This is a genomic window from Paenibacillus luteus, assembly GCF_006542765.1.
GTDB lineage: Bacteria > Bacillota > Bacilli > Paenibacillales > Paenibacillaceae > Pristimantibacillus > Pristimantibacillus luteus.
On record NZ_SKCD01000033.1, the window covers coordinates 483,856 to 502,571 of the forward strand.

The following is an 18,716-nucleotide window of genomic DNA, read 5'->3' on the forward strand; positions in this document are numbered from 1 at the left end:
GATGGGATGCATAGTAAAAAGGTTCGTTGGATCACCAGTTTTGCCGCATTTACCTGTCTTCTATGGGTATTCGGTCTTGGCTGGGCGGTGAAGGATTATTTGATCGGAACGACGAGTACAGCCACCGCTCCGTCCGCATCAGAGCAGCCAATTGCTTCTGAAGAGCAGCTGAGAATCGTTGCTTTGGGAGATTCCTTAACCAGAGGCACGGGGGATATTGAAGGCAAGGGTTACGTAGGTTATATCGGCGATATGCTTAAGCAAAAAGGTACGGATATTTCCTTAATTAATTTGGGCATTAAAGGATTAACCTCCCCAGAGCTTGCCGAGCAGCTGAAAGAAAAGGAAATCGGACGTCAAATCGGACAAGCCAATGTCATTCTGATGACAATTGGAGGCAATGATCTTTTCCTCGGCGGACAGACCTTGTCGGATGTATCGGAAGCGAGCATTACAGGGCTTGAGGATGCTTTTCTGATTAACCTCAAAGCCATCATGACAAGCATACGCTCGGTAAATAAAGAGGCCACTGTCTATTTGTTAGGCTTGTACAATCCATTTAGCGAGTTTGAGAATGGGGCGCTCTTGTCTGAAGTGGTTAGAGGCTGGAACTATAAAGCAGCTGAGCAGCTTGCGGAGGACCCGGGGACGGTGTTCGTGCCGACCTATGATCTATTCCAGAAAAATGTGAACGACTACTTGTTTACGGACCATTTTCACCCGAATGAAAAAGGATACCAGTTAATGGCGGAGCGGGTAGCGGCGCTTATTACCGGAGTGGGAGGGCAATCATGAGCGACATCACCTTATCGGTTCAAGGGCTCCGCAAGGTCATCGGCAAGCGGACCATTATAAAGGATTTGAGCTTTGAGCTGAAACGCGGCGAGGTATTTGGCTTTCTCGGTCCTAACGGTGCAGGCAAGACGACTACCATTCGGATGCTGGTGGGCTTGATTAAGCCTACCTCAGGAACGATTCAAATTTGCGGGCTGGATATAGCGAAAAACTTCACGCGTGCGATGCGGCATTTGGGGTGTATCGTCGAAAATCCGGAGCTCTATCCATTCTTGACCGGCATGGAAAATTTGCGCCATTTTGCCGTCATGATCAGCGGCATTACGCAGGCGCGCATAGATGAAGTCGTCCAGCTGGTTGGGATGCAGGAGCGGATGAATGATAAGGTTAGCACGTATTCGCTTGGCATGCGGCAGCGGCTGGGAATTGCACAAGCGCTGCTCGGCAAGCCGGATGTGCTGATCTTGGACGAGCCTACGAATGGACTTGACCCGTCAGGCATTCGGGAGATGCGTGCGTTTATTCGGTTTTTGGCAGAGGAAGAAGGGCTCACTGTGCTCGTATCCAGCCATTTGCTGCATGAGATTCAATTGATGTGCGATCGTGTAGCCATCATTTCGAAGGGTGAAATTATTAGGGTGGACTCGGTGCAGCAGCTGTTATCGAGCGAAGAGCGGCTGGTATGGCGCTTGCTGCCGCATGAGCTGGGCAGGGCTGTGCTTTGCGAGCTGACGACCTTGCTGGATGAGACCGAGGAAACGGTCACGACAACGTATACAGAGCGGCTGGTTGGGGAATGGAACCGGAAGCTGGTAGATGCGGGAGTCAGCGTGCTGGAGATGAACCGCAAGCTTCCAGCGCTTGAAGACTTGTTCCTTGAGCTGACAGGAGGCGAATCGATTGGTTAATCTCGTTCAGAATGAAATGACGAAGCTGGTAGGCAAACGCCGGTTTGTCATTATTTCGATCATTATTATTGCTTTGCTCTCGATGTTCTCCTATGCGCAGGTGAAGCAGGCCGAATCCATTAAGGAACGCCTTGGCACCGTCGATTGGCGTACCGAGCTGCAGCAGCAAATCGTCGATATGCAGAATAGGCTGAGCAGTGCCGGGCAATGGCGCGAGCAAATTCAGATCCAAATCAAGCAATCGCAATATTATTTGGATCATGACGTCAATCCTGCGGAGCCGGGCGCTCCTACCTTTATGAGAGGGTTTGTGCAAAATTCGGCGGAGCTGTTCCTGCCGCTGCTCATTATGATCATCGCGGTGGATCTGGTCTCCTCGGAGCGGAGCATGGGGACGATCAAGCTGCTGCTGACCCGGCCGGTAAGCCGATTCCGGATTTTGCTGAGCAAATATATCGCTTTGATTTTGTCCGTTTCCTTGGTCATTTTCCTGTTCGGGATCTTGTCCTATATCATCTCGGTCATTATGTTTGGGAATCAAGGCTGGTCGGCGCCGGTACTAACCGGCTTCTCCACGCAAGGGGATACGCTGGACATCTCGGCGGTTCGCCTCGTTTCGCAGTGGCAGTATATTATTCAGCAGTTCGGTCTTGCCTGGTTTATCTCTATCGTGGTTGGAACGCTGTCGTTTATGCTGTCTATTCTCATGCGGAGCAGCGCAGCGGGCATGGGCACCATGCTGGCCTGCTTGATCGCGGGTGCGATCCTTAGCAACATGGTCTCTTCATGGGACTCCGCCAAATATTTGTTCATGGTTAATCTTGGCCTTATGGACTATGTCAGCGGCTCTGCGCCACCGATCGAAGGCATGACGCTGGGCTTCTCGCTTGCCGTGCTTGCAGCGTGGATGCTGGCTTCCCTTATGGTTTCCTTTACCGTGTTCACGCGAAAGGATGTATATTAGTCGCATCATCCATGTGGACATGTCCTAAAACCAGGCTCCTTCTCATATGTATGTAGTAGAAGAGGAGCGTGATGAGGATGGACAAAACGGTGCGAAGATATTATCAGCAAAAACAAAAGCAAAAAGAAATAGAGCAGGAGCTGTCAGAGCTGAGGAGCGACATTTTGGCTTATCTAGCTGCGCAGGAAGCGAGCGAGCTTGAAATCGGCAGCCACAAGGTAAAGATCGTCTTGCAGGAGCGCAAGGAATATGACGATAACAAGCTGTTCGAGGCGCTCCCTGATCCAGAGCTGTGGCGGCTGCTTTCCAAGCCCGACACGTCCAAAATCGCAAGCCTGCTTAAGCTGAACGTCATCACGGAGGACAGGCTGAAGGATACTTTTGCTACGAAAACAGTGCGGCTGCTTCAAGTAGATAAGAAATAGCGGAACCATTTCCGCTTACAGGCGTAAAGGAAACAAGGTGCTTTTGCCATCGGATGGCGAAGGTAGCTTGTTTTTTTTGAATAAAGGAAAGCATTCCTTAGGGTATACATTCTCTGCATTTATTAGAATGAAAAGCGCTGCGCCGCCAAAGGACGGCGACAGCCGTATCGCCTTGAAATATAAGACTTTATCTTTTCTACACGATAAAAATGTTCACAAGAGGGGGGACGGGATGGATCAGAAATTACACCCAAACGTGATCAAGTATTGGCAGTTTTACCAAATGCTCTTTATGGCCCGGAAAATAGGGATAAGCGCGATACCGCTAGTCGCTTATCTTCTCTGGCTAAAGACATGGGATGTACTGCTATTTTGCTCTATTGCTGCTATTGCCTATTATTTTGTTCGTGGCATGCTGTTTATTCTTATCGGCGTCAATTACAAATATGAGAGGCGAAGCTACCGGTTAACGGAGGATGAGCTCGTCATTAACTGGGGAAATTTTTGGCGGGAGAGCTCCACCGTTATTCCGATCAGCCGGGTGCAATATGTGGACAAGGAGCAGGATCGAATCGGTAAAAGACTGGGCATTTCAGAGCTATGTATAACGACAGCTGGAGATGACAGCATTATTGTGGGTCTGCCTGAGGAGGATGCAGAAAAGCTAAGAAGGCAAATTATTCAGTTAGCGAAACGAGAGGACACGCATGTCTACTATGATTAATCGCCATCATCCGATTACGATTCTGAATCAGATGTACACCAGAATTCGCTATACGATTATTCCTTTGGCTATTTTTGCATATCGGGAGATTAAAGCCGAAAGTGGAGGACAACCCTATTGGGTTTACTTGCTGGCTGTGCTGATTGCAGCACTGTTTTGCGGTTGGGCGGTTATGGGGTGGTACAAGAATACATATCGCATGGGTCATGAAACGCTGCACTTGAAGGATGGCGTGTTAACGGAAGTGCAGAGGACGATCCCTTTGGCCAATATCAATAATGTAACGTTGGAGCAAAATGGGCTGTATCGCTTATTGGGCATTGTGAAAATGAAGCTATTTACGGCAGACAGCAATGCAAGCGCGGACGCTGAGCTTGTGTTGGCGATGAAGAAGGCTAATGCAATGGCTTCGCGTTTAAACAGAGATAGCCTTGTAAAGAAGCGTACGAATAAACTTAGCCGGAAAATATCGTCCATGGAGATCTGGATGTTATCCATTAGCACGAACACCTTTTGGCTCGGGATTCCATTCGTTTCGACGATTATGCAATATGTATGGGCAAAGCTGTATCCTGATTCCAGTGAGCCGCAAGCGGGCTTAATGGATCTGTTCGAGCGAAGCTTATGGAGTGAGCTGAATTATGGCAAATTGCCTTTTGTTCTCCTGTACGTCCTCGGATTTTTGGTTGGAAGCGCCGTTTTGTCGTGGTTAATTTCATTGTTCCTTATGCAAATCCGTTACTATGGCTGGGAAATTTCTCGAGCGGACTCTTTCCTTCATATTCATTACGGCTGGTTTAATAAAAACGCAGCGCATATTAAAGTAGATAAAATCCAAGCCATTCGGGTTAAAAAGCTGATGCTTGGGCGGTTGTTTGGTTATTCATCCGTTTGGCTCGACTGTATCGGCTATGAAAGCGGACAAAGGCAGAAAATGTTGCTTCCAGCGATCAAGGAAAGTGAATTAACGGAAGCTGTTGGCGAGCTGCTGCCTGAATTCAACCTAACGAGCCCAGAGCAGCCGTTGCGTAAGGGAGCTATGCTTCATGGCATGATTACTCCTGCATTATTACTTTTTATTGCGGTATTGATCGGAAGTTATTTTTCATTGTGGATGATTGCTGCTATGCCGCTCTTCTTGATGATTTACCGCTACCAAAGATATGCTCATCTCCACACGAAATGGAGCTTAAAGGGGAATTTATTTATTTTACGGCGCGCAGGGTTTAATGAAACGACGGTTTATCTAAAACGGCAGGCGACGGAGTCCATTCATTTATCCCATACGAGGCTGCAAGGCCGGCTTGGCATCAAAAGGCTGCGGATGGTCATCGATTCCCCAGCTCGCTCGAAGGAGTATCGAATTATCGGTATTTCGCAATCCGACTTTAATGAGATTCTGCGCTGGTACAAGAACGAGAAATGACTCGGTTATTTTACAAGGATTCTTAGACGCAAAACTTTTCACTGTTTAGGATATAGATAAACGTAAAAAGGCGAGGATTGCTCCTCGCCTTTCATAAACCTTGAGTATACCGCAGTTTATTTCGTTTTTGTTAAGCTGTCTACGACAAATGTAAGCTGGGCTTCCAACGAAATCGGGTCACTAAACACGAAGCCACGGCTGTCCTCGCGATAAACGTGATTATTTTGGACAGCGGGGAGCTTGTCCCAGATACTGCCTTCAAAAACCGGGGCCGCATTCTCATCGCCTGTCCAACCGCTAATAAAGATATAATCTCCTGCGTATTCCGGCAGCAGCTCAAGCGATAGCTTGGCCCAGCCCTGGCCGCTGTCGATGGCTTCCTTCTGAATAATCGGCGGTGCTTTCAGCCCGAACTCCTCATAAATAATGTCTCCACCCCTGCCAAAGCTGCCGTAGGCATAAAATTCCTTGGCACTTCCCGAATCGAAGATCGAAACGGTGCGATCACCTACCGCGCGCTTCACGATCGGTTTGTATTCGGCGATTTTAGCGTCCCACTCTGCAATCCAGGCTTTCGCCTGCTCTTCTCTGCCTGTCATCTTGCCAAAATCCATTAATTGCTCCCGTAGAGGTATTCCGTATTCAACAGCGACGGTCGGCGCGATTTTGGACAGCTTCTCGATCGTTTCAGCGTCGTTCCAGACTACAATTAAATCCGGCTGCAGCTCCATTATTTTCTCGTAGGGTACATCGTTTCCGATGTTGGCAACATCGTCCAGCTTTCCTTCTGTATAACTAGTAAAGGACTCATCACCGGTTCCGACAGGCTTAAGGCCAAGTGCTAGCAGATGTCCCGTGAAGGCTCCAGCCACCATAACGATTCTTTGTGGGTTTTTGGGGATTTGCACGTCGCCGTTAACAGCGGAATAGGTTACCATCTCCGAGCTGCCGGTTGTATTTCCAATTGCTGCGTTGCTGGAATTATTCTCTGCGCCTACACTTGGACTTTGCGTAGTGCTGGTGCCAGTCCCACCTTTCGTGTTCGCTGGTCCGGAGCATGCGCTAAGCAATAGGGTTAGGCACAGCAGCAACGTAATTCCTACAGGCAATTTGCTTCTATACATCAGTAAATCTCCTTTGTCGCTATATTGATAATGGTTATCATCTCTGATAACACTATAGCGACGAATTCTGCGCGGAACAATAGATGATCCAAGCCTAATGATAGGACGATAAGATCCTTTTGCTACTTGTACGGACTCATCCTTGAATTGCTTTGGCGTTACTCCGGTATGCTTTTTGAACATTCTGATGAAATAGGATACATCTGCATAGCCTACGCTTGCTGAGATCTCTTGCAGAGATAAATCGGTTTGTTGCAGCAGCGCCCCTGCTTTGTTCATCCTGATGCGGATTAAGTAATCGATGATACTTGCGCCGGTTTCGCGTCGGAAATGCTTGGACAGATAAGGGACGCTATAGTGGAAGGTGTGCGCGAGTGTTTCCCGTGTCAGCGGCTCGGCATAGTGCTCCTGCATATACCGAATAAGCTGAGAGGTAAGGTTTGGCCTTAATACGCTGACCTGCTGCTGATCCATCTGTCGAAGCAGCTCATATACAAATTGATAAAATAGGGTTTTGACATGGAACCGCTCCAAACGTCCCTGTTCAAGCCATTCACCCAGCATGCGCTCAGCCAGTTCGTAGAGGATGGCAGGGTGGAGCGGAATAAAACCATACTGGAGGCGGAATGGCAATTGTCTGTCCGTATGTCCAAGTGTATGCTGCACGCCAGATAGCGGTAAGGAGGCTTTATAGAAAATCAGGTAATAATGAAAGGATTCATCCGTAAGGATGATGTCTAGGCGGGTACCCTTGCCCCCATGAAGCATATAGAAACGCTTAGCAGCATGCTCATTTCCGTCCAAAATCAGGGTTGCACTGCCATGCGTTACGTACAGAAAGGCGCTGGCAGGGAAGAGGTAAGGGCGCACGCCTTCGCCGGCCTGCATGACGATATGCCGTACATCCATGATTTTGAGCGCTGCATCATTCCAGACCAGTATGTGCTCTTGTACATTCACCGTTGCTTTCAATGGAGAGTTGTCTTCCTTTCGGGGGCGCGAAGCCAGCCTTTGATGTGGTGAGGTAATTATAATCTCTCGCGAAAAAATATGCGACGGAGAACCATGGGTTAAGTTTATTTTGTCGCTTTGTTTAGAGTTTAACAAGCCTCAGATTCGTTTCTTATCTCGAAGCAACAAGTAAATAATATAGCTTTCAACGTACATGCACATCTGGGCATCTACCCACATACATTAAAGAACAGACTTCAATGTTCGCCACAAACGGAGGGCCTACCCAGGCATCCGGGCAGTGGTAATACAACGTGGGGGTGTACGGTTCAATGCCTGGATTGTTCTCAGCGATAGCGCTATTCATTAAACAGCTTACCCTGCTCGTCTCTTATGTCAAAAACAATGCGTTTCCCCAGCCTCTTCAAGAGGAGGAAGAAGCCAAGCATCTGCAGCTCATGGCCGAAGGCAATCAGCGTTCCCGTAACTTGCTCATTGAGCATAATCTCCGCTTAGTCGCTCACATAGTGAAAAAATTCGACAATACCGGTGAGGATCTCGAGGATCTAATCTCCATCGGTACGATTGGATTGATCAAAGCGATCGAGAGCTTCCAGACCGGGAAAGGCACGAAGCTCGCGACGTTCGCGGCTCGCTGTATTGAGAACGAAATACTTATGCATCTGCGGTCGCTTAAGAAAACCCGGAAGGACGTTTCTTTGCATGACCCGATTGGCACGGATAAGGAAGGTAATGAGATTACACTGATTGATATCCTCGGTACTGAGGCTGATGATATCGTGGATAAGGTGCAGCTGAAGATTGAGAAGAGCAAGATTTATAAAAATCTTGATATATTGGATGACCGGGAGAAGGAAGTTGTTATTGGTCGGTTTGGTTTGGAGCATGGCGGGGATGAACGGACGCAGCGGGAGATTGCGAAGGAATTGGGGATCTCACGGAGTTATGTGTCGCGAATTGAGAAGAGGGCGCTTATGAAGCTTTATCATGAGTTTTATAAGGCGAAGCGTTAGATTGTAATGTAGTTAAATTTAACAGTCACAAGGGTCTGATTTTTGGAGATAGTATATGGAAACTAAGAAGTCGAATGGGTCTAGTTCACCTATTCGGCTTTTTAATTTGTAAAGTTCCTGTAAATCTTGTTTGAGTTTGTAGGTTCACATTGAACTTCTATAAGCAGTATTCTATAAATGACTTTAATAGCTTTTTTATTATAGGAATGATTGCAATGCAAAATTCCTGGAAAATCATTTAAAAACGACATATTACGACAGTTTTTTTGGATGAAAAACATTAGAATATGAAGAACATCTAAAAGGGGATAGGTAAATTGAATCAAATTGAAGAGATTGTAACTTCTTTCTTAAAAGGAAGCACTGTGATTGCTGGTGTGGTTTCCTTATTGTTTATGTTATTTAGAAGTCAACCAATTACATTATTTACAGCAACAAGTGTAGAAAAAATCTTTTTTTCTAAAGAGAAGAAGTTATCTATTTTAACCATAAGATATTTATTTCAAGTGTTTATAGTTTCTATTTTAATGTTCTCTATATTTGTTTATTCATATGAGAATGTTATTCCTTATCATGAAGTAATGCTTTGGACGATGGTGATTTATCTCGTGATTGGTATTATATTTTTCATGTGGAAACTCTTTAGTTTTAAGAGTTTTAAGAACTATATTAAATCTAAAGGTTTTAAAACAAAGCTCACTATTTTGCTATCTGCTTTATTATATTGTTGTGTTCTTATAATTCTTCCTGCTTTTTCTTTAGGGCATACCTTAGACAAGCAAACATTTGATTTTGAATTAACCAATGATAATTTTTTTGTGGAAGTTATTATCGTCTATGTTTCGTTCTTGTTAATATCTTGTGTTGTATTATTTTACATTAAATTAGTTTTTAAGATCTGCATCGAGTACGATTTGTTTTCTGATAAATCAATCTATATATTGTTAAACGAGGACGGAGTTGAAGAGAAATGGTTTGTATTTCATCCAGTCGATAAAGATACATTTTTACTAGGTAATGAACCTCATCATGATGAGTCTTTAGAGTTCAGGTATATGGAACGTACAGAGTTATTGAAAAATAAAATGTATGTTTCTAAAAGGGAAGAGACTTATTAATATAAAAGATTCTCTCAATGAAAAGGCAGCAAGAGTTCTAACTATATAAAAAAACTCCTTATTGGTGAATACAGCGAATCCTTTGCATTGATGTATGCTTGATTTGTGACTATCAGGCGGTAGTATAATTGGATTTCCAAAGGGAAGCAGATAATCGTCCCAAGCTAACGGCTGGCACCTCGGAGCCAAGTGCTAGGCTTGCAGGGTTATAAGACAGGGGATGTAAATTGAAAGGAGACAAAAAATATGAAAAATAGAGAAGCTGTCGATACAATAAAAGGATATTTTTATCAATTTGATTATGCAATTACTAAGTTGTTAGAACTGAGCGATGATAAAGATAAAATTGTAGTTGAAGGAATTGAAGATGTGGATGTGAAAACTACAACAGACGAGGACGCTGTTCAATGTAAGTATTATGCTAAAACAGAATATAATCATTCGGTGATTGCAAAACCACTTAGATTAATGTTAAGTCATTTTAAAGAAGTAAAAACTGGTCTTAAACCAAAAGTGAATTATACCTTGTATGGTCATTTCAAAGAGGGACAAGAGAAATTAACACATCCAATTGACAAGACTTTTTTAAAAGATAATTTTCTAACTTATACCAAAGATAATATAAAGCATTTTCATCACACGTACCTCGGTCTTACAGATATTGATTTAGAAGAATTTTTAACGAGACTTACAATAAACAATAATGCCATTAATTATGAATCTCAAATGACTAATATTATTAGTCAACTGTGCGAACAGTTTAACTGTTCACCTTTTGAATCAGAATACTATTATTACAATAATGCACTGAAAGTAATCAAAGATATTGCAGTTAAAGCTAGTATTGCAGAAAGGGAAATATCTAGAGGGGACTTTTTAAAAAAGATTGATAATCAAACAATACTTTTTAATGAATGGTTCATTAGATTAAAAGGCAAAAAACAGTTATTAGCAGAATTAAGGAATACATATTTTACAAATCTAAACACATCGCCTTTTGAAAGATTCTTTTTTGTGGAAGTATCAAGTTCTAATTATGTTCGCTCAGAACTAAAAGAATTGCTTTTTATAATTTCAAAAAAGTGGTCAAAAATATCTAAAAGAGAAAGCGAACCATTCTGTCCATATGTATATATTCACAATATCCCTGAGCAAGAATTAATTGAATTGAAAAGCGAATTATATAGTGAAGGTTTTATTGTAATTGATGGATTTGATTTCAAAGGTGCTACTTTTAATTCACATTCCATTTCTAGAGTGCCTAATTTTGAAAATCAAATAAAACTAAAAATAATTAACGAAATTGAATACGTCACAATAATTTTAAAAGAACTTAGACGAACAAAAGAAATCTATCAATTTTATAAAACAGCTCCGTTTTTTGAATATGATCAACCTAATTTTAAAGATGTTAGGATTCAATTTGAAGAATTAAGAGACATTAAGGAGGTAATCTAATTTGAATGAAATTGATAAGATAAACGCTGAGGTAATCTCTGTGTTTCCAAACAAAATTAAAATATCAGTTGATAATTTAGAAGATTTCAAAATTGCAGATGAGTCGTTAAAAGTAGGTTCATATTTGAGAATATTAGATAATGAAAATGCGATTTTAATCGCAATTATTGAGAATTTTTCAATTGAGGTAACTGAAAAAGGTGGGAAAAAGTATATTATTGAAGCCAATCCTTTGGGGATTATTAGAAATAATGAATTTATCAGAGGCGGCGACTCGTTAACAATTCCACCGAAAAAAGTAGAACCTGCTACAGAAGAAGACATTAAGAAGATATATGAACAATCAATTTCGGAAGATGAAAAGTTTACTTTTTCATCTTTATCATCGAATAATAATGTTAAAGTTCCGGTTAATGGTAATAAATTTTTTAATAAGCATATTGCTGTGGTAGGCTCCACTGGTTCAGGGAAATCTCATACAGTTTCTACATTGATTCAAAAAGCTGTTTCTGAAAAGAGTGGAGATTTCACTTTAAATAATTCACATGTAATAGTATTTGATATTCATTCTGAATACGATTCTGCATTTCCTGATGCTAATTTTATTAACATTAATAATCTAATCTTGCCTTATTGGTTACTTAATAGTGAAGAACTTGAAGAAATACTTCTTGATACAGGTGAAAGAGATAATTATAATCAATCTTCAGTTTTTAGAACGTTAGTTACTGAAAATAAGAAAAAGTACAATTCAGAAAACACAAAAATATTCTATGACACTCCAGTATTCTTTGATATACACGAAATAATGTATGCGTTAAATAATTTAAAAAATGAGACAAAAAACTCAAAAAATTCAGATCGTTACATGATTGTTGATAGTTCCTATGACATAGTGGATAGTAGTACAAAACCGGAGTCAGGAATTTTATTAAGTGAGGCAGAACGTTTAAGTAAATATTTTGAACAGGAATATAAATTTTATCCTACTAAAGCTTCTAATATTACTAAAGGTGATTATGCAGACGGGAAAACTCTTGATAAATTTGTCGTAAGGTTTCAGGCGAAAATATTGGAAAATAGATTAGACTTTCTGTTTGGTAAAAAATCTAAAATAACTACTTTTGAAGAGACATTGCAACAATTACTTGGGTATTCAAAGGATAACGAAACTAATGTTACTGTTATTGATCTTAGTGGTATCCCTTTTGAGGTGTTAAGTATTACTGTTTCTTTAATTTCAAGAATGATATTTGAATATGGCTACTTTTACAAAAGATTGAGAAATAAGAAAGATCCAAACGAAAAAATTAATAATGATATTCCAATTCTATTAGTGTATGAAGAAGCACATAAGTATGTACCTAATAGCGAATTAGCAAAATATCGCTCCTCAAAAAAATCTATAGAAAGAATAGCAAAAGAAGGCAGAAAGTATGGAATAACTTTACTTCTTGCAAGTCAAAGACCTTCTGAAATTTCCGAAACAATTTTTTCTCAGTGTAATAATTTCATTGCTATGAGGTTGACAAACCCGAATGATCAAAATTATGTAAAAAAACTTCTACCTGATACACTAGGTACTCTTATTGATAAGATGCCATCGTTAAAGGCGGGCGAGGCATTGTTATTAGGGGAATCTATCATTCTACCTTCTATCGTCCAAATAGATCCTTGTGCTATGCCCCCTTCTTCAAACGACATTCCTTATTGGGAACTATGGAAAAGTGAATGGAAAGAAATGAATATCGATGATATTAAAGAAGAATGGTACAAATAGTTTATTTAGAAAATTTGACCAAATATTCATTTAAAGGTTTGATTGCTTTGGCTAGAGTATGTCGAGGATGAGGAACTCGTGGTATTATCTGAGTCACATCGAGACTAGGGTGCTTATGAGGTTGTAACATTTGTTTTATAAAGTGAAAAATCTTTAAGAAGCCTACGATGCTCCTTTTTAGTCTGCATACATAAATTTTGCTGTTGTATACTGCTAGTATATGATTTGTATTATCACAGGCGATGCTTTTTGGTTGAAGAAGTTAGGTTGATATCTGGACGTAGCGTGCCGAGGGCAACTTAAACAGTTGCCGATGTAATTGGTTCCATTCAAGGTAAGGATAGTTTTCACGGTGGTTTTATATAGACTTTTTCTAAGATTATTTTATTCCTACTAATATAATGCATTTCGTATCAGCAAATTTCCCATATTTATATTATAACTTATTTGTAATACTAGAAAATTATATGTTTAATAATGCTAATTACGATGGCATATGTTTAAGAAGGTATCTGGTTTTCGTATTTCTAAATAAAGGAGACCTAATGGAGGGGAATTGTTGAGAGAAGATCAGTTTAAAGAAAAAATACTGAATACAATAATTAGCTGGGAAAAACATGTGACTAGTGGGAAAGATATACTAAGAAACTATGATCAGATGAACCCAAACCAGATTTTAACCGAACTCAATCAGCTGTTTATTAAAGAAGAAGCTGCTATTGAAAGAGAGAAGAGAAAAAGTTTCGTGACGGATACTTATGAAGATAACGTTAGGTTCTTTGCACGACAACTTATTGTTTCAATAATTCCAAGTCATAACGACCTAAAAGATAATAAGGAATATAGAAAACTGCTCAAGAAAAGACATATTGCCTATGGTTTTTATAGTGCATTCGATCGAATATTGGATTACAGTCCAAAAGTACTTGAAGACTCGGAGTTGAAAAAAGCCCTTTACTTAGGATTGGTTGATTTCTATGAGAAGTTTTTTGGAAAGTTCTCAGATAATGAGGAAGCAATCAAGCTACTTTGTGGTTATTATCCAAAAGATATCGATCTAACAGAACAGTATGATTCAATCGTTAAAGCACTTTATAAACATATATTTTATGCGGGATCAACAAGCGATTCTGGGTTTGCATACAACGGAATTGACCAAATTAGAAAACATATAGGTAATTTACCCCTTGAGATTATAGACAAATTGCTTAGAAAGTATGAATTATTTAGAATTATTAACGAAAAAGTTTATAGGCATCAAATATTTGCAATCATTGACAATATTAACATAACTAAGAGTGAGAAATTCAAGTATAAATTTAGTTACATAGATAGCTTGGTTATAGCTAATGAGATGAATCGCAACCTTTATGATAAATATAGTAAAAATGACTCAGGATCTTATACTAGGTATTATACGCAACCACATAGCAATTTATCCGAAAAAAAATTGGGACTTATTATTGATACTAGAACAGATAATATTTCTGGTTACTGGACAAATGAATGTTCAGCAGAACGTCAATTTATTTTAAATGAAAAAGTTCTTTTAGACATGAAACTTGATATGGATAAAGAACTGATCCATATTAAGTATATAGATAAGCCAACGATTAACACAGAATTTAGTTTTGATTACACAGATTGGATGTTAGATGTTTATCATTCAAAAGAAACTTATCAAGTTCTTCATGATTTTGTATTTGAATTGAAGAATGGCGAAGTAGACATTGTTTATCGTCATTTAACTTTTTCTTTACTTTATCTAAATGAGTTTAGAGGATTAAGTGAGCAATTAATTAATTTTGATCATAAATTCACTTTTGATTCAAGTTCAAAAGAACTAGGGGCATCAGCACAATCATCAGTTGTACTACATTTCTATGGGAGTAAAGTATATTCACTATCATGTATAGTGGGTAAAAATGGTACTGGTAAAACAAGTACGGTGGACTTTTTAAGAGATACTTTTTTTAGACTCCTTCGTCTAATTGGTGAAAATCAAATTTCAAGTGAAGATGGTTACGTAAACGAAATAAATTATAAAGAGTATCGGTTATTAGATGAAAGTTGTAAATTTTTTGTGGCGTTCCATCTAGATAATGAGCCGTATTATTTAACGAATATAGCAGATGTAACTGTCACATCAGCAAAACCTTTTGATCATAGTACCTATAAAACTGTGAATGAACTTAGCAAAATCGTCTATTTTTCTAATAAGTTAAGCATTATTCAAGATACGCTTTATATTGATGAAATATCATCCAGGCAGGTGAAAAAAGAAAAAGAGGATCTAGCCAATTCTCTAAAGAGCTTTAGGCAGGCAGACTATTCAGAAGAAGCAAGCTTTATACAAAAACGGAAAGCATTAGATTTAGCGAAAAATCATGATATGAAAACTATGGTTGTGAATAGGGACTTGTGTTACCAATTATCCTTTTTACATAACTTCAATAAGGAAGAACTGGAAAGTTTTTTTGATATGCCACAAGATAAAGTGTTCGTTGTTAATAGTATATCAATCGGCTATGAAGAAGTTACTACTTTAGATCTTAGAGATATGTTTAACGGGAAGCATACAAGATATAATCAGTTTCTCACAGTACCAGATGCCAAGCTAGACTATTTTTCATCTGGACAATATGCCAAATTTTCATTTCTTGCAAAACTCTACTGGTTTTTAGAAGGTTATCAAAAGTACAATCAAGTTTTTGAATTTTTGGTTGGAAAAAATGAATTTAGTCATGAAGAGGCTCTATTGGAGGGAGGAACTGCTCTTTTATTTATTGATGAAGGCGAACTTTATTACCATCCTGAGTGGCAACGAAGATATATAAAAACGCTCATTGATATTATTGAAAATGCTGCTAGTAAAGACTCGAAACTCCAAGTGGTTATTACTACCAATTCACCATTTATTATTTCTGATATCTTGAAGGAAGATATCACTTACCTTTCCGCAGAGAAAAAAGAATTTGATCGCACCTTTGGTCAAAATATTCATAAACTTCTTAAGGACAATTTCTTTATGGAATATACCATAGGTGAGTATAGTCGAAAAGTGATAGAAGAGATAATGAAATGGCTCTACAGTGATGAAATAGAGGCTGATATCAGTAAAGAACTAAGTCGTTACTTCGGAAATTCTGTTGACTCGAAGGAATATTATGAGAGAATCCGTTACCTTATTGATAAGATTGGTGAACCCGTATATAGAGAGAAATTATTTGACATACTCAGTAACTCCAAATTTGGTATTCCATCTAAAAGAGAGGAATTATTGCGACAAAAGGCTGAAATAGAACGAACCCTGCAGGAGTTAGGAGAAAGTTAGATGATTCCACTTGAATTGTATTCCGACAATTTCGAAAAAGAATATTTGAAAACAGTTAGTAAAATAATTGACATTCCAACTCAGAAAAAAATTGTAAATAGCTGCAAGAAATTTTTTCCGAACGATTTTTTTACAGGGAGTGATGATGAATTCTTTAAATTATTAATTACTGCTTCGTTTGAAAAGCTTAAAGAAGCTGAACAGTATATTAATACTTATTCCTTTATTGAAATGAAAAAAGAATGCTTTTACAAAACGAGTAAAAAGAAAAGATCCAATATTAGAAGCTTGTTCAAGATAATTCATGACTCCTATGCAACACTTGCAAATTCAATGGAAAAAGGCATGTCCATGAGAGTCAGAATTGTAAACAGCGCAGGTCTTACCGTGTGTCCATACTGTAATAGAGACTACATTAACAACAGAGGAGGGAGCGTTTCAGGTGCGCAGTTAGATCATTTTTTTAGTAAATCAGAGTTTCCAGTATTTTCAGTCTGTTTGTATAATTTAGTCCCTGTTTGTGGTAATTGCAACAGGATTAAAAGTGCAAAAAAACTAGCTTTCGCATCACCTTTTGATAATAGTATTAATTGGGATGAAGATGTTAGATTCTCATACACAGGCAACTCCTTAAAGGACGTACAGATTGTTTTGAACTCTAAGCGGAACTGTGATAATAATATTAAGGCAATGAGAATTAATAATGCATATCAGATGCATAGTATCGAGGTGCTAGAATTAATCGAAAAGAAAAAAATGTATAATAGCTCGCAAAATGAAGAATTTAAAAAGGTGCTAAAACAAACTAATTTGACTGATCTCGAAATAAAAGGGATTATTTTCGGTCCAGAGATTACGAATAAGTCTATGAAAACTAGACCTCTAAGTAAGATGATGAAAGATTTGCACAAAGAATTAAAAATTTATTGAATAAGATGGTTACACTTTTCCTGGGTGGAAAGAACATATAAGCTCAAATCCGACATTTCTCGAAGTCCTCAAAAAAAATTCTGAGTGTCCAACTCGTGTTTCTTAATAATGGTAAAAAATGATAATATAGGTTAAATTGTTGTTACTCTAATTATATAAGAATAAACCATCGGTTACATCAGATTATGTACACATAGTCAAAAAATTCGATAATACAGGTGAAGATTTAGAGGATTTAATCTCCATCGGCACGATTGGATTGATTAAAGCCATCGAGAGCTTCCAGACTGGAAAAGGCACAAAGCTTGCGACGTTCGCGGCTCGTTGTATTGAGAATGAAATACTTATGCATCTGCGGTCATTGAAGAAGACACGCAAGGACGTATCGCTGCACGATCCGATTGGCACGGATAAGGAAGGCAATGAGATAACATTGATCGATATCCTCGGCACGGAGGCTGATGATATTGTGGATAAGGTGCAGCTCAAGATTGAGAAGAGCAAGATATATAAGAATTTGGATATACTGGATGATCGGGAGAAGGAAGTTGTCATTGGACGGTTTGGGCTGGAGCATGGCGGGGATGAGCGGACGCAGCGGGAGATTGCTAAGGAGCTGGGGATCTCGCGGAGCTATGTTTCAAGGATAGAGAAAGGGCGTTGATGAAGCTTTATCATGAGTTTTATAAGGCGAAGCGTTAGAGTAGTTAATTTAGAATCATTTTATGAAGGTTTATATTAAATTAATTGCCACGGGTATGAGACGTGGCTTTTTTTGTATTGACGCTTTGTCAAGCTAAGTGCGGCATCTCATCCATGAAAGCTTTGTGAGCCGACCTCCACCCGAGATGTTGTCGCTGTATAACAGGTATTCTGTGGGTATTGGCTGACCATGACACCGAAGGCGACCTCCATCGAGTGAGCTGTTCGATCTGGCATCTTTATCTCAATGTATAAACGCGTCTTCCGTTCAATGAAGGTAGCGGCAAAGGTCTTGCTTTTGCTACGACTGGAGACCACTGCATCAGGCTCCCAATGTCTGAACGTCTTATGCTTTTGGACTTTTTTTGAGCGCTTGTTAATCGGCGTACCCACGAGGAAGCGATCACGTGTTTCGATCGGTTTCTGACGTTTCCCTTTAAGTCAAAGTACCTTGACTTCTCCCGCTGCGATGCGTCCTGCATACAGCCATCTATAGATGGTATTGAAACATAGAAAGGGTTTTCCTTCGGTCAGGTGCCTCTCAGCAATTTGCTCAGGCGACCAGTTTCTTTGTATTTAGCTGTGCACTAAAGAGGCTTTGGTGAATATACTCGTGAAACTTTTGATACATCACGAAGTTTGCATGGAGCTCTTAATGTCGGGAACCCTTAATACGTTGCAGAATAAATAATATTATAATTGAAAAACCTTGGATTAACGAGATTTTTGTATCACGTTTATAATATCAGTACATTGCCTCAAAGCTATCTTCTGCGGACAATCGAGTTATTCAGCACAAAAGTAGTTCCAATTGTAAAAAAGGAGCTTCGGACATACAAGTATATTTGGACAATGCTGAAGGAGTGAATGCGACCATCGTTTTTCTCTATCTTAGAAATTCAAAGATAAAAGTAAGTTTGTCAGGTACTCCATATACGGCCTTCTTAATTATAATAAGTGCAAGAGTGCATACATAGGGGGAAGGAGATGTTCATTTGAGTTATCATCCGATGAGAAAATCCCGATTGCCAGGTGAAAGGAAA

At 39.6% G+C, this 18,716-nt stretch carries 13 protein-coding genes and 2 pseudogenes; 13 read left to right on the forward strand and 2 right to left on the reverse strand.

What is annotated here, in order from left to right; translation table 11 throughout:
• Positions 1–6 precede the first annotated feature (6 nt).
• The 6 genes from E0496_RS24245 (at position 7) to E0496_RS24270 (ending at position 5,242) form a co-directional block, all read left to right on the forward strand.
• Complete coding sequence (locus E0496_RS24245; protein WP_141504327.1) at positions 7–795, forward strand: SGNH/GDSL hydrolase family protein; 789 nt, start codon at positions 7–9, stop codon at positions 793–795.
• Positions 792–1,703, forward strand: coding sequence for an ABC transporter ATP-binding protein (locus tag E0496_RS24250; RefSeq protein ID WP_141504328.1), 912 nt, complete (start codon positions 792–794; stop codon positions 1,701–1,703). Before E0496_RS24245 ends, E0496_RS24250 begins: the two co-directional genes overlap by 4 nt.
• Positions 1,696–2,667: an ABC transporter permease gene (locus E0496_RS24255; protein ID WP_141504329.1), complete on the forward strand. Its 972-nt coding sequence runs from the start codon at positions 1,696–1,698 to the stop codon at positions 2,665–2,667. The genes E0496_RS24250 and E0496_RS24255 overlap by 8 nt, the downstream gene beginning before the upstream one ends.
• A gap of 77 nt (positions 2,668–2,744) precedes the next feature.
• Positions 2,745–3,092, forward strand: a complete 348-nt coding sequence (locus tag E0496_RS24260) for a hypothetical protein (protein ID WP_421924574.1) — start codon at positions 2,745–2,747, stop codon at positions 3,090–3,092.
• Between the two features lie 232 nt (positions 3,093–3,324).
• Positions 3,325–3,816 (forward strand): PH domain-containing protein, encoded by a 492-nt coding sequence (locus E0496_RS24265; RefSeq protein WP_161601549.1) that lies wholly within the window; start codon positions 3,325–3,327, stop codon positions 3,814–3,816.
• Entirely contained in the window at positions 3,800–5,242 is a 1,443-nt protein-coding gene (locus E0496_RS24270) for a PH domain-containing protein (protein ID WP_141504332.1), read from the forward strand. Before E0496_RS24265 ends, E0496_RS24270 begins: the two co-directional genes overlap by 17 nt.
• Before the next feature lie 116 nt (positions 5,243–5,358).
• Here the strand turns inward: E0496_RS24270 and E0496_RS24275 are convergent, their stop codons facing one another.
• A complete protein-coding gene (locus E0496_RS24275; RefSeq protein WP_141504333.1) occupies positions 5,359–7,338 on the reverse strand; it encodes an AraC family transcriptional regulator in 1,980 nt (659 codons plus the stop codon).
• Between the two features lie 311 nt (positions 7,339–7,649).
• Here E0496_RS24275 and sigK (E0496_RS24280) point away from each other — a divergent pair, with 311 nt between their 5' ends.
• The 7 genes and pseudogenes from sigK (E0496_RS24280) to sigK (E0496_RS24310) form a co-directional block, all read left to right on the forward strand.
• Entirely contained in the window at positions 7,650–8,351 is a 702-nt protein-coding gene (sigK, locus tag E0496_RS24280) for an RNA polymerase sporulation sigma factor SigK (protein ID WP_141504334.1), read from the forward strand.
• Positions 8,352–8,668: 317 nt separating this feature from the next.
• On the forward strand, positions 8,669–9,469 hold the full coding sequence (locus E0496_RS24285; protein WP_141504335.1) for a hypothetical protein: 801 nt from the start codon (positions 8,669–8,671) through the stop codon (positions 9,467–9,469).
• Positions 9,470–9,715: 246 nt separating this feature from the next.
• Entirely contained in the window at positions 9,716–10,927 is a 1,212-nt protein-coding gene (locus tag E0496_RS24290) for a DUF4297 family anti-phage-associated protein (RefSeq protein ID WP_141504336.1), read from the forward strand.
• Position 10,928: 1 nt separating this feature from the next.
• On the forward strand, positions 10,929–12,707 hold the full coding sequence (herA, locus tag E0496_RS24295) for an anti-phage-associated helicase HerA (protein WP_141504337.1): 1,779 nt from the start codon (positions 10,929–10,931) through the stop codon (positions 12,705–12,707).
• 559 nt (positions 12,708–13,266) lie between these two features.
• Positions 13,267–16,041, forward strand: a complete 2,775-nt coding sequence (locus tag E0496_RS24300) for an AAA family ATPase (RefSeq protein WP_141504338.1) — start codon at positions 13,267–13,269, stop codon at positions 16,039–16,041.
• Complete coding sequence (locus tag E0496_RS24305; protein ID WP_141504339.1) at positions 16,042–16,971, forward strand: HNH endonuclease family protein; 930 nt, start codon at positions 16,042–16,044, stop codon at positions 16,969–16,971.
• A 190-nt stretch (positions 16,972–17,161) separates the two neighbouring features.
• A pseudogene (gene sigK, locus E0496_RS24310) lies at positions 17,162–17,673 on the forward strand (RNA polymerase sporulation sigma factor SigK); the annotation flags it as partial.
• 141 nt (positions 17,674–17,814) lie between these two features.
• Here the strand turns inward: sigK (E0496_RS24310) and E0496_RS37245 are convergent.
• Positions 17,815–18,249, reverse strand: a pseudogene (locus E0496_RS37245) (IS30 family transposase); the annotation flags it as partial.
• Positions 18,250–18,716: the final 467 nt, after the last annotated feature.

What these genes read in the sequence shown, in the direction of transcription:
- E0496_RS24290 (WP_141504336.1), top strand. Translation starts at nt 9,716, where the DNA reads ATGAAAAATAGAGAAGCTGTCGATACAATAAAAGGATATTTTTATCAA.
- E0496_RS24245 (WP_141504327.1), top strand. Translation starts at nt 7, where the DNA reads ATGCATAGTAAAAAGGTTCGTTGGATCACCAGTTTTGCCGCATTTACC.
- E0496_RS24305 (WP_141504339.1), top strand. Translation starts at nt 16,042, where the DNA reads ATGATTCCACTTGAATTGTATTCCGACAATTTCGAAAAAGAATATTTG.
- E0496_RS24270 (WP_141504332.1), top strand. Translation starts at nt 3,800, where the DNA reads ATGTCTACTATGATTAATCGCCATCATCCGATTACGATTCTGAATCAG.
- E0496_RS24265 (WP_161601549.1), top strand. Translation starts at nt 3,325, where the DNA reads ATGGATCAGAAATTACACCCAAACGTGATCAAGTATTGGCAGTTTTAC.
- sigK (WP_141504334.1), top strand. Translation starts at nt 7,650, where the DNA reads ATGCCTGGATTGTTCTCAGCGATAGCGCTATTCATTAAACAGCTTACC.
- E0496_RS24260 (WP_421924574.1), top strand. Translation starts at nt 2,745, where the DNA reads ATGGACAAAACGGTGCGAAGATATTATCAGCAAAAACAAAAGCAAAAA.
- E0496_RS24250 (WP_141504328.1), top strand. Translation starts at nt 792, where the DNA reads ATGAGCGACATCACCTTATCGGTTCAAGGGCTCCGCAAGGTCATCGGC.